At 69.8% G+C, this 13,110-nt stretch carries 12 protein-coding genes; 5 read left to right on the top strand and 7 right to left on the bottom strand.

What is annotated here, in order from left to right; all coding sequences use genetic code 11:
- Window positions 1-11 precede the first annotated feature (11 nt).
- Together ASG69_RS01025 and ASG69_RS01020 are read left to right on the top strand one after the other, a co-directional pair.
- Window positions 12-845, top strand: coding sequence for a sulfurtransferase (locus tag ASG69_RS01025; RefSeq protein WP_056446752.1), 834 nt, complete (start codon window positions 12-14; stop codon window positions 843-845).
- A 2-nt stretch (window positions 846-847) separates the two neighbouring features.
- The gene (locus tag ASG69_RS01020) at window positions 848-1,156 is read left to right on the top strand and encodes a DUF1416 domain-containing protein (protein ID WP_027504276.1); all 309 of its coding nucleotides are present in this window, start codon (window positions 848-850) and stop codon (window positions 1,154-1,156) included.
- A gap of 90 nt (window positions 1,157-1,246) precedes the next feature.
- Here ASG69_RS01020 and ASG69_RS01015 read toward each other — a convergent pair whose 3' ends face one another.
- Window positions 1,247-2,749 carry a cutinase family protein gene (locus tag ASG69_RS01015; protein ID WP_082544585.1) on the bottom strand — a complete coding sequence of 501 codons (1,503 nt, stop codon included), beginning with the start codon at window positions 2,747-2,749 and terminating at the stop codon, window positions 1,247-1,249.
- A gap of 269 nt (window positions 2,750-3,018) precedes the next feature.
- Here ASG69_RS01015 and ASG69_RS01010 point away from each other — a divergent pair, with 269 nt between their 5' ends.
- Entirely contained in the window at window positions 3,019-3,681 is a 663-nt protein-coding gene (locus tag ASG69_RS01010; protein ID WP_056446749.1) for an FABP family protein, read from the top strand.
- Here ASG69_RS01010 and ASG69_RS01005 read toward each other — a convergent pair.
- The 6 genes from ASG69_RS01005 to ASG69_RS00980 form a co-directional block, all read right to left on the bottom strand.
- Complete coding sequence (locus tag ASG69_RS01005; protein WP_056446746.1) at window positions 3,669-4,007, bottom strand: hypothetical protein; 339 nt, start codon at window positions 4,005-4,007, stop codon at window positions 3,669-3,671. The two genes, ASG69_RS01010 and ASG69_RS01005, sit on opposite strands and share 13 nt — an antisense overlap.
- A gap of 220 nt (window positions 4,008-4,227) precedes the next feature.
- Window positions 4,228-6,024 carry a thiol reductant ABC exporter subunit CydC gene (cydC, locus tag ASG69_RS01000; protein ID WP_082544584.1) on the bottom strand — a complete coding sequence of 599 codons (1,797 nt, stop codon included), beginning with the start codon at window positions 6,022-6,024 and terminating at the stop codon, window positions 4,228-4,230.
- Complete coding sequence (cydD, locus tag ASG69_RS00995) at window positions 6,021-7,703, bottom strand: thiol reductant ABC exporter subunit CydD (RefSeq protein ID WP_056446743.1); 1,683 nt, start codon at window positions 7,701-7,703, stop codon at window positions 6,021-6,023. The genes cydC and cydD overlap by 4 nt, the downstream gene beginning before the upstream one ends.
- Window positions 7,700-8,734 carry a cytochrome d ubiquinol oxidase subunit II gene (cydB, locus tag ASG69_RS00990; RefSeq protein WP_056447499.1) on the bottom strand — a complete coding sequence of 345 codons (1,035 nt, stop codon included), beginning with the start codon at window positions 8,732-8,734 and terminating at the stop codon, window positions 7,700-7,702. The genes cydD and cydB overlap by 4 nt, the downstream gene beginning before the upstream one ends.
- A gap of 18 nt (window positions 8,735-8,752) precedes the next feature.
- On the bottom strand, window positions 8,753-10,219 hold the full coding sequence (locus ASG69_RS00985) for a cytochrome ubiquinol oxidase subunit I (protein ID WP_056446740.1): 1,467 nt from the start codon (window positions 10,217-10,219) through the stop codon (window positions 8,753-8,755).
- Window positions 10,220-10,315: 96 nt separating this feature from the next.
- Window positions 10,316-11,179, bottom strand: coding sequence for an aminodeoxychorismate lyase (locus ASG69_RS00980; RefSeq protein ID WP_082544583.1), 864 nt, complete (start codon window positions 11,177-11,179; stop codon window positions 10,316-10,318).
- Between the two features lie 55 nt (window positions 11,180-11,234).
- Here ASG69_RS00980 and ygfZ point away from each other — a divergent pair, with 55 nt between their 5' ends.
- Both ygfZ and ASG69_RS00970 read left to right on the top strand, forming a co-directional pair.
- On the top strand, window positions 11,235-12,371 hold the full coding sequence (ygfZ, locus tag ASG69_RS00975) for a CAF17-like 4Fe-4S cluster assembly/insertion protein YgfZ (protein ID WP_056446735.1): 1,137 nt from the start codon (window positions 11,235-11,237) through the stop codon (window positions 12,369-12,371).
- Window positions 12,368-13,033, top strand: a complete 666-nt coding sequence (locus ASG69_RS00970; RefSeq protein WP_056446733.1) for an MOSC domain-containing protein — start codon at window positions 12,368-12,370, stop codon at window positions 13,031-13,033. Before ygfZ ends, ASG69_RS00970 begins: the two co-directional genes overlap by 4 nt.
- The last annotated feature ends 77 nt before the right edge of the window (window positions 13,034-13,110 follow it).

The following is a 13,110-nucleotide window of genomic DNA, read 5'->3' as shown; positions in this document are numbered from 1 at the left end:
AAAGGAACCACATGGCTCGCTCCGACGTCCTGGTCACTGCCGACTGGGCCGAGCAGAACCTGCATGCTCCCAAGACCGTGTTCGTCGAGGTCGACGAGGACACCAGCGCCTACGACACCGGCCACATCGAGGGTGCCGTCAAGCTCGACTGGAAGTCCGACCTCCAGGATCCGGTCCTTCGTGACTTCCTGAACCAGGAGCAGTTCTCGGACCTGCTGTCGACGCGCGGCATCGCCAACGACGACACCGTGATCCTCTACGGCGGCAACAACAACTGGTTCGCGGCCTACGCCTACTGGTACTTCAAGCTGTACGGCCACAAGGACGTCCGTCTGCTCGACGGCGGCCGCAAGAAGTGGGAACTGGACGGTCGTCCGCTGAGCACCGACGCCGTCTCGCGGGAGACCACGTCGTACAAGGCCGAGGCTCCCGACCTGTCGATCCGCGCGTTCCGCGACGAGGTCATCGCCGCCATCGGCACCAAGAACCTCCTCGACATCCGCTCCCCCGACGAGTACTCGGGCAAGATCCTGGCGCCGGCACACCTCCCGCAGGAGCAGAGCCAGCGTCCCGGCCACATCCCCGGCGCCGTCAACGTGCCGTGGAGCAAGGCAGCGAACGAGGACGGCACCTTCAAGTCCGACGAGGAACTGAAGGAGCTCTACGACGGTGTCGGCATCGATCCGAGCAAGGGGACGATCGCGTACTGCCGCATCGGCGAGCGCTCGTCGCACAGCTGGTTCGCACTGACGCAGCTGCTGGGCTATGAGAACGTCAAGAACTACGACGGCAGCTGGACCGAGTACGGCTCCCTCGTGGGAGCACCTATCGAGTTGGGAGCGTAATCATGTGTGGAGCACCTGCTCAGGGACAGACCCTTCCCGCCGGCGTCGACGTGGAGAAGGAGACGGTCATCACGGGCCGTGTCCTGGCCGCGTCGGACGGTCAGCCCGTCGGCGGTGCGTACGTGCGCCTGCTCGACAGCACGGGTGAGTTCACCGCCGAGGTCGTCGCGTCCGGAACCGGCGACTTCCGCTTCTTCGCGGCCCCCGGCACCTGGACGCTGCGCGCGCTGTCCGCGTCCGGCAACGGCGACGTGACCATCTCGCCCGAGTCCGCCGGCCTCCACGAGGCCGAGATCTCGATCGGCGCCTGACCGAACACCTCTCGTTTCAGCCGAACACCCTCCCCAGCGTGCTGGGGAGGGTGTTCGCGTCGTGGAGGGTGTGCGATCCGACCGCGGGAACTACTTGCCGGGCTCCGGCGGGAGGCCGAGGGACTTCAGCACTTCCTCCCACGTCGACGGCACCGTCTCCACGGGCTGCGCAGGCGGCGCGAGATAGCCGGGATTCACCGGGGGAATCACGCGGGGCTCGGCGGGCGCCGTCGTGTCTCCCGCAGGAGGAGCGGCCGGCTCGTCGACCGGAGGGGCCTCGCTCTGCTCGCGAGCGAGGTCGGTGATCCAGCGGATCATCTTCTCGCTCTCCCAGTCGCGGCCGTTGTCCGGGAAGTTGTCCCAGTAGTAGAGGTGCTGCAGGAACCCCAGTTCGACGTAGGGCTTCTCGAACAGCTGCGGGATGTCGGCGTTGTCCTCGCCGAACCCCACGGCCTCCGCCTGCAGCTTGGCCTCGACGACGGGGCGGCCGGGACCGAGCGCCCACGTCACTGCGTCGAACATCTCGCGCGGCGTCGGCGACCTCTCGTCCGGCAGTGGCTGGGTGCGGTCCGACACCCGGAGCATCACGTCGAGCAGGGACTCGTCCGACGTGGCGAAGTCCGGGTCGCTGAAGACGTGCGCGATGGTGCGAGCCGCGACGTCGGACGAGACCGCGACGAACTCGGTGACGGTGCGGCCCGGATCGAGCAGGGTGAAGTGCATCCGCCCGAAGACGTTGAGCGCCAACGGCAGGACTCCGAGGTTCTCCGGTGCGTCACAGGCGATGTCCATCGGACGGCACGCCCACCGGATCTTGTTCGTGAGGGTTCCGTAGTCCTTCGGCTCGGACGACATGAAGCCACCACCCGGCGGACCGGGCTTGTCCAGAGACGCAGTGCCGGCAGGGCGGTACGGATCTCCGACGAGGGCGACCCCGGCGATGTCGTCGGACGTCACGTGCGCCGTGGACGGTCGGGACCCGATGTCGACGGCGAGGCGCTCGACCACCTCGGCACCCACGCTGTAGCCGAGCAGCACGTACTTCGTCGACGTGCCGCACGCGGTCTTGTTGGCGTCGATCATCCGGCCCATGGTCGCGAGGCCCTCGGCGACGGATTCCTGATAGGTGGGCACCGGCTCGGCCACGGCCACGCCGTACTCCGACGCGTACGGCACGTACACCCAACCGACTCGTCCGGGCGTGGACGCCGAGGCCTCCCCCGCGGGCACGGTCACGTTGCCGACCCAGTTGGACCACGGCAGCCGGTCCACCTCGTCGACGGGGTTCCGGTCCGACTCCGAGTCCGTCGCGCCCGTGATGGCGACGATGAGCACGTCGGGGCAGTCGTACGCGTAGTTGTTCGGATCCTGATCGACCTTCGTGCCCAGCCCGAACGTGTCGAGCACCGACTCGACGGGGTCGTCGCCCAGACCGAGCGGATCGGAGGGGGTGATCGGTGCCGCCCCCGCCAGTCCTCCAGGGATCGCGCACAACAGCAGTGCCGCGAGGGCAGCGGTCGCCGCGCGCAGCACGATCCTCGTCGGCCCGGTCCGCCGACGGTCGGTCGGGTCGAGCCCGGTCACACGAAGCATGGATGGATCACCCTCGTCTCTCGGTTCCAGAACCTCACGACCTTAAACAATGAATCGCGTCACCGGACCCGGCACAGGTTGTCATCCGTCACACAGTCTGCGGACCGCCTGCGTCGACCGATCGCGACGGCGGCCCGTGGCAGATCCACGACACCGCCGGTCTACAATCGGTGCGTGGTCCTATTCTTCGAAGCACTCCTCATCCTGGCGTCGATCCTCATCGCCTGGTTCTCGCTGTACGTCGTCTATCGCCTGGTCACCGACGAGTCGTGACCGACGAGTTCGGCACCCCGGCGCCCCGCCTGAGCGGTGACGCCGCGGTCGCGCGTGCGGAGGAACGGGCCAAGGAGACGGCCGGGCGCAACATCCCGCTGCTCCCCGATCTGCCCGGTGACGGTGACACCGCCAATCTGCGGCAGGGTCCCGACATCTCGCACTCCATGCTGGCACTGCTGCCGCTGGTCGGCGTGTGGCGCGGCACCGGTGAGGGACACGACGCCGTGGGCGACTACACACTGGGACAGCAGATCGTCGTGAGCCACGACGGCGGTCCCTACCTGTCGTGGGAGTCCCGCACCTGGCGCGTCGACGAGAACGGCGCCTACGCCGGCCGCGACCTGCGCGAGTCCGGCTTCTGGCGGGTGAGCGGAACCGGTGAGCCCGGTGACGACGGCGAGGAGACTCTCGAGCTCCTACTGACCCACGCGAGCGGGCTCATCGAGCTGTACTACGGCCGCGCACTGACGCAGTCGTCCTGGGAGCTGGCCACCGACGTGGTCATCAGAAGCACGTCGGCGGCGCTGGTCGGGGGCGCGAAGCGTCTATACGGCATCGTCGAGGGTGGCGATCTCGCGTACGTCGAGGAGCGGGTCGGACCGGACGGCGATCTCGAGCCCCGGCTGTCCGCCCGCCTCGAACGCTACGTGGGCTGACACTCGCCCTTCTCGCTCTCCGCATCCTTCCCGGAACCGGTGTCGGCCTTGTCGGTGTCGGATTTCTCGGTGTCGGATTTTTCGGAGGCACCGTCCTCGTCGAAGTCCGCGAACGCGGTACCGGACACGGTGCCGCCGGTGCCGGGCAGCGTCACCGTCTCGCGCGCACCGGTCTCGTACCGCGCATTGAGGCCGTCCATCTTCTCGCCGGCGCGATCGAGGTCCTCCTGCGTCAGCTCGGGGCCCACGGTCTCCTCGTTCGCCGAACCGGTGTCGGAGGACGTGTCGTCGGTGTTCGTCGTGTCGGGCTGCTCGTCACTCGTCATGTCCCCCACAGTGACACAGGCGAGGGGGTCTGCTCGGCAGAACGGGGAAGACCAGGCGCGCAGGCCTGGTCCGGACATGGGACGACCCCCGAGCCCTACCGGTACACCGTTGCAGGAGTACGGGTCTCGGTCTGGACGGACCGAGGGCTCGGGGGTCGGGTAGCTGCCTGGTATTCGCCCGCCGCTCGCGCGGTGAGAGAAGAACCGTCAGCGGTTGCGGCTAGCGGGCAGCCACCTCACGCGTCCAAGAGTCATACAATTCCAGACCACCTCCTCTCTCGTGTACAGACGACGCTACGCGTGGATCAGCCCGGTCGGCAACGTCTTTTTCCGTGAGCGAACACACCTGACGTTCACCGCTCACGGTCACCACTCGAACGCCCGTCGGCACCGGTCGATGCGTCACGACCAGAACGGTCGTCGCCCGATCGAACAGTCCACCGTCGGGATCGAGCATCGCGGCGAGCAACGCGGCGGAGGACACGTCGTCCACGTGTTCGGTGGGCTCGTCGACGATGATCACCGCCGCCCGCGAGAGCGTCGCGCGGGCCAGCAGCAGTCGGCGACGCTGTCCGCCGGACAGCACCTCCGCGCCGCCGTCGAGGTCCGTGTGCACACCGTCGGGCAGTGCGCGCACCCAGTCGCCGAGCCCGACCCGGTCGAGTGCCGCCGTCGCCTCCGTCTCGGTCACGTCACCGCGCACCACACGGAGGTTCTCCAGAACGGTGGTCCGGAAGACATGGGCGTCCTCGGCGACGTAGGACACCGTCCGGCGCACCGCGTCCTCGGACAGTTCGCCGACGGACCTGCCGTCGACGAGCACGGCGCCCGCGGCGGGGGCGACGAGCCCCGCGATCGTCATGGCGAGCGTGGACTTGCCGACGCCGCTGGGTCCGCTGATCGCCAGGCGCGCACCGGGTTTCACCATCAGAGATACCGGCGCGGTCCGCGATCCGCCGCGGCCTGCGACGACGTCGCACACCTCGAGGCGCACCGACGGCGACGGCGACGGCGACGGGTCGTCCTTCGGCGTCACCGCCGGCCCGGAGCGGGCCTCGTCCACGAGAGCCATGATCCGCCGAGCCGCCGCGGATCCGCGCACCCACGCCACCGCGGCGGCGGGTATCGCACCCGTCGCCTCGAACGCGGCGAGCGGAACCAGCACCACGACGGCGAGCCCGGTGGGGTCGGTGCCGCCCGCGAACCCCGATGCGGTGCCGTACGCCGAGATGCCGACGGCGAGGGCGCCCAGCACCGCGACTCCCATCGACAGCGGGGTCGCCGCGGCGGACAGGGCGGACCACCCGGCGGCGCGGTCCTGCGCGGCACCGACGGCGCGGTCGGCCTCGTCAGCGCGGCGTCGCACGTCTGCCAGTCGCCCGGACACCCGGAGTTCGGCGGCGTGGTCGATCGCGGTGACGGCGTGGGCGGCGAAGTCGGCTCGCGCAGCGACGAGATCCTCGGCGGCGGCCCGCTCGGCCCTGGCGCTCGACCAGGGCGCCACGACCCCGGAGACGAGCAGCGCGACCGCCAGGACGATTGCCGCGGCAGGGGACCACACGGCGACGAGTCCGACCGCGAGGGCCGAGACCACCGCCGCGACGGCGACGGGAACGAGGGCGCGCACCACCACGTCGCCGACGGCGTCCACGTCGGCGCCGGTCCGCACGAGGAGATCCCCTCGCCGCGTCGTCACCGCCGTGGCCGAATCACCCTGCGACAGTTCGCGGTACAGGGTGGACCGCGCACGGACGGTCCCGCGCAGTGCGACGTCGTGCGTGGCCAGTCGTTCCAGGTACCGACACACGCCGCGCGTGATGCCGAGCGCGCGCACCGCGACCACGGCCACCGAGAGGTGCAACACCGGCGGCATCTGCCATGCCCGCGTGATGAGCCAGGCCGAGAGCGCGGACAACGCGAGTGCACTGCCCAGCGTCGCGACTCCGGCCGCCACGGCCCGCGCGACGCGCCCCGGCGGCAGGTCGAGCAGCCGCAGTGCCCGCGTCAGATTGCTCATGCCGACACCGCCGCTCGGTCCACGTGCACGACAGTGTCCGCGGCGGCGAGCACCTCGGGCGTGTGCCCCACGATGACGACGGTGCGGCCGCCGTCGGCCGCGGCCCGCAGGGACCCGAGCACCCGACGCGCCGATTCCGGGTCGAGGTGGGCGGTCGGTTCGTCCAGGAGCACGACGGATTCCGTCGCGGCGAGAGTGCGCGTCAGGGCCAACCGCTGGGCTTCTCCGACGGACAGTCCCACTCCCCCGGCGCCGAGCATCGTCGCGGCTCCGCGGGGCAGGGACGCCAGGACGGACGAGAACCCCGTGGCGCGAGCAGCTTCGGCCACGTCACCACGCGCCCCGAGGTCGAGGTTGTCGGCGACGGATCCGGCGACGACGGCCGGACGCTGCGGCTGCCAGGTCACACGGCGCCACCACCGGTCGAGGTCGACGGTCGACAGGTCGACCCGCACCCCGTCGGAGCCCACGAGGGAGACGGACCCCTCGTCGGGATCGACGAGCCCGAGAACGGACGCCAGGACCGTGGACTTCCCGGTCCCGTTGGCGCCGGTCAGCACCGTCACCCGTCCCGGCCGGAACGTCGCGTCGAGGTGGCGGGGTGCCCACCCGTCCCGCCCGCGGACCGACAGGTTCGTCAGGACGACGGTGACCGGACCGGTGGGCGGCGCGGCCGTCCGCTGGTCACGCGGCGCCTGCGACTCGGCGCTCTCGAGCAGAGCGAAGGCACGTCCCGCGGCCTCCGCACCGTCCTCGGACGCATGGAAGGCGGCACCGAGTGCGCGCAGCGGCAGGTAGACCTCGGGCGCCAGAATGAGCGCGACGATGCCGGGTGCCAGCTCCATGTCGCCGTACACGAGGCGTAGACCGATCGACACCGCGACGAGTGCGACGCCGAGCGTGGCCAGCAGTTCGAGCACCATGGACGAGAGGAATGCGACGCGCAGTGCGGCCATCGTCCGGCGGCGGTGCTCGTCCCCGAGTTCGCCGACCCGCGCGGCCGGCCCGTCCTGCCGGCCGAGTGCGCGCAGTGTCGGGATTCCGGCGAGCAGGTCCATCAGCTGAGAGGACAGTCGCGTCATCGCGTCGAGGGTTCGTCGGGACCGCCCGCGGGTCATCAGACCGATCAGCATCATGAACACCGGGATCGTCGGGAGTGTGACCGCCACGATCACCGCGGAGAGCGGATCGACGAACGCGATCACCAGGGTCGCGATCGGCGTGACGGTCGCCGCCAGGACGAGGGCCGGGACGTAGTCGGTGAGGTAGGGCGCCAGTCCGTCGAGACCACGCGTGACCACCGTCGACCACTCGCCCCGATCCTCCCCGCCGCGCGAGCGCGTCGTCGTGGCCGCGTCCAGCATGTCCGCGCGCAACCCGCGCACGACTCGGACCGCCGAGCGGTGCGCGTACCTCGACCGCGCCCACGACGCGAGGACGCGGACCAGTACGGCGGCAGCCAGGACCGTCAGCTCGGTGGTCCAGGTTCCGACCGTCCGACGGGTCGGGTCGGTGACCGCGCCGCCCAGCACGGTCCCGACGACGACGGCGATGACGACGACACACGCGGTCGTCACCAGGGAGAGCGCCACCGACCCCACGAGGTGACGACGGACGGGCACCGACCGGTGCCACAACCGGGGGTCGATCGGTCCCCGGGGCCGCCTCGTCGCGGTCATCGGGTGCTCGCCAGGCCGATGGACGCCGGGATCTGCGTCGTCGAGATGCGCCGACGGAAGACCCAGTAGGTCCAGCCCTGGTAGGCCAGGACCACCGGTGCCACGATCGCCGACAGCCACGCCATGATGCGCAACGTGTACGCGGAGGACGACGCGTTGTCGACGGTCAGCGAGAACGCGGCGTCGATGGTCGAAGGCATCACGTCCGGGAACAGTGAGCAGAAGAGCAACAGCACGGCTCCGCCGATGGTCACGGTGGTGCCGACGAAGGCCCATCCGTCTCGCCCGCGCAGCACGGCCACCGCTGCCGTCACCAGCCCTGCCACGGCAGCGGCGACGATCCACCAGGTCCAGCCCTTCCCGTGCGCGAGCTGAGTCCACAGTGCGAACACCCCGGCGCCCACCACGGTCGGAACGATCAGTGCCGCAGCGAGTCTCGATGCGTCCGCTCGAACCTCGCCGGCCGTCTTGAGGGCGATGAACACGGCACCGTGGAACGCGAAGAGCATCGCCGTGGTCGCACCACCCAGCAGCGCATAGGGAGTGAGAAGGTCGAGCAGTCCCGAGGTGACCTTCTTGTCCGCGTCGATGGCGACACCGCGCACGATGTTCGCGAAGGCGACGCCCCACAGCACCGCGGGCACCCAGGAACCGATCCCGATACCGAGGTCGCACCGACGCCGCCACACGGGGTCGTCGATCTTGCCGCGGTACTCGATGGCACAGATACGCAGGATGAGCGCCACGAGGATCAGCAGCAGCGGCAGATAGAAGCCGGAGAAGAGCGTCGCGTACCACTCGGGGAAGGCCGCGAAGAGCACTCCTCCCGCCGTGATGAGCCACACCTCGTTGCCGTCCCACACCGGACCGATCGTGTTGAGCACGACGCGACGTCGGGTCTCGGCGTCGTCCCGGCCGGATCGACCGAGAACGGGCATGAGCATGCCGACCCCGAAGTCGAATCCCTCGAGAACGAAGTATCCGACGAACAATGCGGTGACGACGGCGAACCAGAATTCGGGCGTTCCCATGATCATGTCTCCGGCGGGTCAGTAGGCGAACGAGAGCGGGCGGGCGTCGGCGTCGGTGTCGTCACCGTCGTCGTCGTGGGGGTGCCTGTCGTGCTCGAGCGGACCTGCCTGCACGTAGCGACGCATGAGCAGGAACCAGACGGCACCGAGCCCGGCATAGAGGACGGTGAACGTCGCGAGGGACGCCGCCACCAGAGCGACGGGGTGGTCGGACACGCCCTGGTCGACCGTCAGGCGGATCATGTCGACTCCGCTGGGGTTGGGCGCGACGATCCAGGGTTGGCGGCCCATCTCGGTGAAGATCCAGCCCGCACTGTTCGCCAGGAAGGGTGTCGGGATCGCGAGCAGTGAGAGCCGGGAGAACCAGCGCTGGTCCGGAACTCGGCCACCTCGAGTGACCCACAGGCCGGCGATTGCGAGCACGGCGGACCCGGCGGCGAGGCCGATCATCATCCGGAAGGCCCAGTAGGTCACGAAGAGGTTGGGCCGATAGTTACCCGGTCCGTACTGCTCCTCGTACTGCTGCTGCAGCTCGGTGACCCCCTGGACGGTCGCGTCGAGGTCGCTCTTCGCGAGGAACGACGTCAGGCCGGGGATCGCGACGATGTGCTGGACGCTGTCGCAGTTGTTGTGGGTGCCGATGGTGAGGATCGAGAACGAGGCGCCGGTCTCGGTGTGACACAGCGACTCTGCCGATGCCATCTTCATGGGCTGCTGCTCGAACATCAGCTTGCCCTGCACGTCTCCGGTGATCGCGAGTGCAGCGCCGGAGGCGATCATGACGACGAATGCCAGCCGGGCCGCGGGGCGGAACATGGAGCGGGCCTCCGACGAGGGGCCGACGTCGCCGCGACGTGCGCTGCGCACCATCCACCACCCGGCGATGCCGGCGACGAATGTCGCTGCGGTGAGGAAGGATCCGGCCACCGCGTGCGGGAACGCCGCGAGCGCCGTGTTGTTGGTGAGCATGGCCCAGAAGTCGACGAGCTCGGCACGCCCCGTGTCCGGGTCGTAGACGGCCCCCACCGGGTGCTGCATCCACGAGTTCGCGGCGATGATGAAGTAGGCGGAGGCGTTGACCCCGATGGCCACCAGCCAGATCGTCACCAGGTGAACGACTTTCGGCAGCCGTTGCCACCCGAAGATCCACAGCCCGAGGAACGTGGACTCGAGGAAGAACGCGACGAGGCCTTCGAGCGCGAGCGGCGCACCGAAGACGTCGCCCACGAACCGTGAGTACTCGGACCAGTTCATGCCGAACTGGAACTCCTGGACGATGCCGGTGGCGACGCCGAGTGCGAAGTTGACGAGGAAGAGCTTGCCGAAGAACTTGGTGAGCCGGTACCAGGAGTCCTTGCCGGTGATCACCCACATGGTCTGCATCGCGGCGACGATCGGAGCGAGTCCGATGGTCAGCGGGACGAGCAGGAAGTGATAGACGGTGGTGATTCCGAACTGCCATCGTGAGACATCGAGTGCGTCCATGACCAGCTTCTTGTCGTCGGCTGCGAGGCGGGGATCCTGCCTACGGGGCCGACGCTACTACTACGCGTAGTAGTAGGCGATGGACTGTGTCCACCGTTACCTGTGGCGCGCGACGGCGGTGTCCACCAGTTCTCGCACGACGCGGTCCGACGGCATCTCCTTGAGGTGCGTGGTGTCGAGCGTGTGCACGCGCGCGGCCAGCGTGACGGAGGAGATCAGCCAGACACTGTCGGCCAGGATCAGATCGGCCACCCGCAACGGCTCGTGCGCACAGTCGAAGCCGGCGTCGCCCGCGACCTCGAAGAGAGCGTCCACCGTGGTGCCGCGCAGCACCCCGTGCTCCACCGGAGGCGTGACCATGCGGCGGTCCACCACGGCCAGCACGCTCGACCGTGGACCCTCGAGCACCTGCCCCTCGATACTGCGGAACACGACCTCGTCGAAGCCCTCTCGTGCCGCGTGGCGCAGGGCCGCCATGTTGGTGGCGTAGGACAGAGTCTTCGCACCGAGCAGGGCCCAGGGCGACTGCTGTGTCGCGTCGATGGAGAAACCCCGGTTCAGGGTCAGGGCCGACACGCCCTCCAAGCGCGCCTGTGTGACGCGATCGGCGACGGCGGAGACCATGACGAGCGCCGTCTCGGCACCGTCCGCGCCCTCGCGCCCCCGGCTCAGCAGCAGCCGCATCGCACCCTCGCCGCCACCGGTCTTCTCCCACTGCGCGAGTGCCACGTCCACCGCGCGCCGCCATGCGTCGACATCCGGTTCCGCGAGGTCGAGCATGGCCGCCGACCGGGCGAGGCGGGCGAGGTGGGCGTCGAGTCGGCACGCCCGACCCTCGCGGATCAGCACGGTCTCGAAGATGCCGTCCCCGCGCACCGCCGCCAGGTCGTCGGCATGCAGAACAGGCTCGGTCGGATCGAGCACGGCACCGTCCAGGGTCACCACCACGCGTGAAGTCATGGCCCCGAGGGTAGTGCCGTGGCCGGACCGGGCAGTCCGCTCCTAGACTGGTGGGGTGTCCGAGACCCCTGGCCTGTACTCCTCCCCCGTTCTCGCCCGCCCCGGCGCGGTGGCCGCACCCCAGGACGGTCCCGATCGTGGAACCGCCTGGCACTACGGGGATCCGTTGGGTGAGCAGCGCGCCGCCGTCACGACCGCCGCGGTCGTCGATCGGTCGAACCGGTTCGTCATCGCGATCACCGGCGAGGAGCGACTGACCTGGTTGCACACCATCTCCAGCCAGCACGTCGCGACGCTGGCCGACGGAGCCTCCGCGGAGAACCTGAGCCTGGACGTCAACGGGCGCGTCGAACACCACATGGTCATGACAGACCTCGACGGCACCACCTGGATCGACACCGAGGCGGACCGCGGACCGGACCTTCTCGCCTTCCTGTCGAAGATGGTGTTCTGGTCGAAGGCCGCGCCGCGTCGCGGCAGCGAACGGGTCGTCGTGTCGTTGCTCGGCCCGAAGGCCGGCTCCATCCTGCGAGCGGTGGGCGCCGAGGTGCCCGCGATGCCGTACGACGCCCTTCCGCTCGACGCCGCGAACCCCGACCTCGGTCTGGTCCGCCGGATGCCGTGGCCGACCCGCACCGATTCCTTCGACGTCCTGGTCCCCGCCGACCGTCTCGACGAGTGGTGGGCGAAGTTCGTCGTCGCGGGTGCGCGTGAGGCGGGCAGCTGGGCGTTCGAGGCGCTGCGCGTCGAGTCCGGTCGACCACGCCTCGGTCTCGACACCGACGACCGCACGATTCCCCACGAGGTCGGCTGGATCGGCGGGGTCAGCGAGTTCGGGGCCGTCCACCTCGAGAAGGGGTGCTACCGCGGACAGGAGACGGTGGCGCGCGTCCACAATCTGGGCAAGCCGCCGCGCCGACTGGTCCTGCTGCACCTCGACGGCTCCGCGGACGGTCGACCGGATACGGGCGACGACGTCACCGTCGGCGGCCGATCCGTGGGCCGCATCGGCACCGTCGTCGATCACTTCGAGCTCGGACCGATCGCGCTCGCACAGATCAAGCGCGCGGTGCCGGTGGAGACCACGCTCGACGCCGGGCCGTGCGCCGCCTCGATCGATCCCGACTCCTACGTCCTGGACACCGCAGTCCAGGCGGGCCGCGCCGCGGTGGATCGGCTGCGCGGCCGGTGACGCAGCCGGCCCCGTCGGGACGCGTGCTGTCGGTGTGCGTCGTGCACACCATCCACCCCATATCTCGGCCGGCGGTGGTCGACTCCGCCATCGACAAGCGAGCGGTGTCCGGACCCGTCGACGTCACCGAGCTCGGCCTGCACGGTGATCGCTCCTGCGACGTCACCTTCCACGGCGGCGCGGACCAGGCGGTCTACGCGTACGACGAGGCCGAGGCCGACAGGTGGGCCGAGGAACTCGGCCGGGAGGTTCCCGCGGGGTGGTTCGGTGAGAACCTGCGCGTGAGCGGACTGCCCGTCACCGATGCGGTCGTCGGAACGCGCTGGTCGGTGGGCACCGCCGAGCTCGAGGTGACCATTCCGCGGCGCCCGTGTGCCGCCTTCGCGCGGTGGACGGGCGAGAAGACCTGGGTCAAGCGTTTCACCGCGCGGGGCGATGTCGGGGCATACCTGCGCGTCGTGCGAGTCGGCGCGCTCTCGGCGGGCGACGACATCGAGATCGTGTCCGTTCCCGACCACGGAGTCACCGTGCGGGACCTCTTCACCGGGGTGTCGGCGGAGGCGATGCAGATCCTTCTGAACACCCCCGATCTGGCGCCCAAGGTCTACCGCGAGGCCCGCGACATGGCGGCCCGGGCGGCGCGGCGCGCACCGTCGGTGTGACACCGGCGCCGGTGGAAGCGCAGACCCGATTCGCACGCTAGAGTGTGGGCAGGAAGAACACACAATCAGACGGGGCC

The sequence above is a fragment of the Rhodococcus sp. Leaf225 genome (assembly GCF_001426145.1).
Taxonomy (GTDB): domain Bacteria; phylum Actinomycetota; class Actinomycetes; order Mycobacteriales; family Mycobacteriaceae; genus Rhodococcoides.
Note: the sequence above shows the minus strand (reverse complement) of the source record. Positions and strands in the feature narration are given on the sequence as shown.

Bases quoted from the DNA above. Each gene is read 5' to 3' on its own strand.
- ASG69_RS01025 (WP_056446752.1), top strand. From the start codon at position 12: ATGGCTCGCTCCGACGTCCTGGTCACTGCCGACTGGGCCGAGCAGAAC.
- ASG69_RS01020 (WP_027504276.1), top strand. From the start codon at position 848: ATGTGTGGAGCACCTGCTCAGGGACAGACCCTTCCCGCCGGCGTCGAC.
- ASG69_RS01015 (WP_082544585.1), bottom strand. From the start codon at position 2,749: ATGCTTCGTGTGACCGGGCTCGACCCGACCGACCGTCGGCGGACCGGG.
- ASG69_RS01005 (WP_056446746.1), bottom strand. From the start codon at position 4,007: ATGACGAGTGACGAGCAGCCCGACACGACGAACACCGACGACACGTCC.
- cydC (WP_082544584.1), bottom strand. From the start codon at position 6,024: ATGAGCAATCTGACGCGGGCACTGCGGCTGCTCGACCTGCCGCCGGGG.
- cydD (WP_056446743.1), bottom strand. From the start codon at position 7,703: ATGACCGCGACGAGGCGGCCCCGGGGACCGATCGACCCCCGGTTGTGG.
- cydB (WP_056447499.1), bottom strand. From the start codon at position 8,734: ATGGGAACGCCCGAATTCTGGTTCGCCGTCGTCACCGCATTGTTCGTC.
- ASG69_RS00985 (WP_056446740.1), bottom strand. From the start codon at position 10,219: ATGGACGCACTCGATGTCTCACGATGGCAGTTCGGAATCACCACCGTC.
- ASG69_RS00980 (WP_082544583.1), bottom strand. From the start codon at position 11,179: ATGACTTCACGCGTGGTGGTGACCCTGGACGGTGCCGTGCTCGATCCG.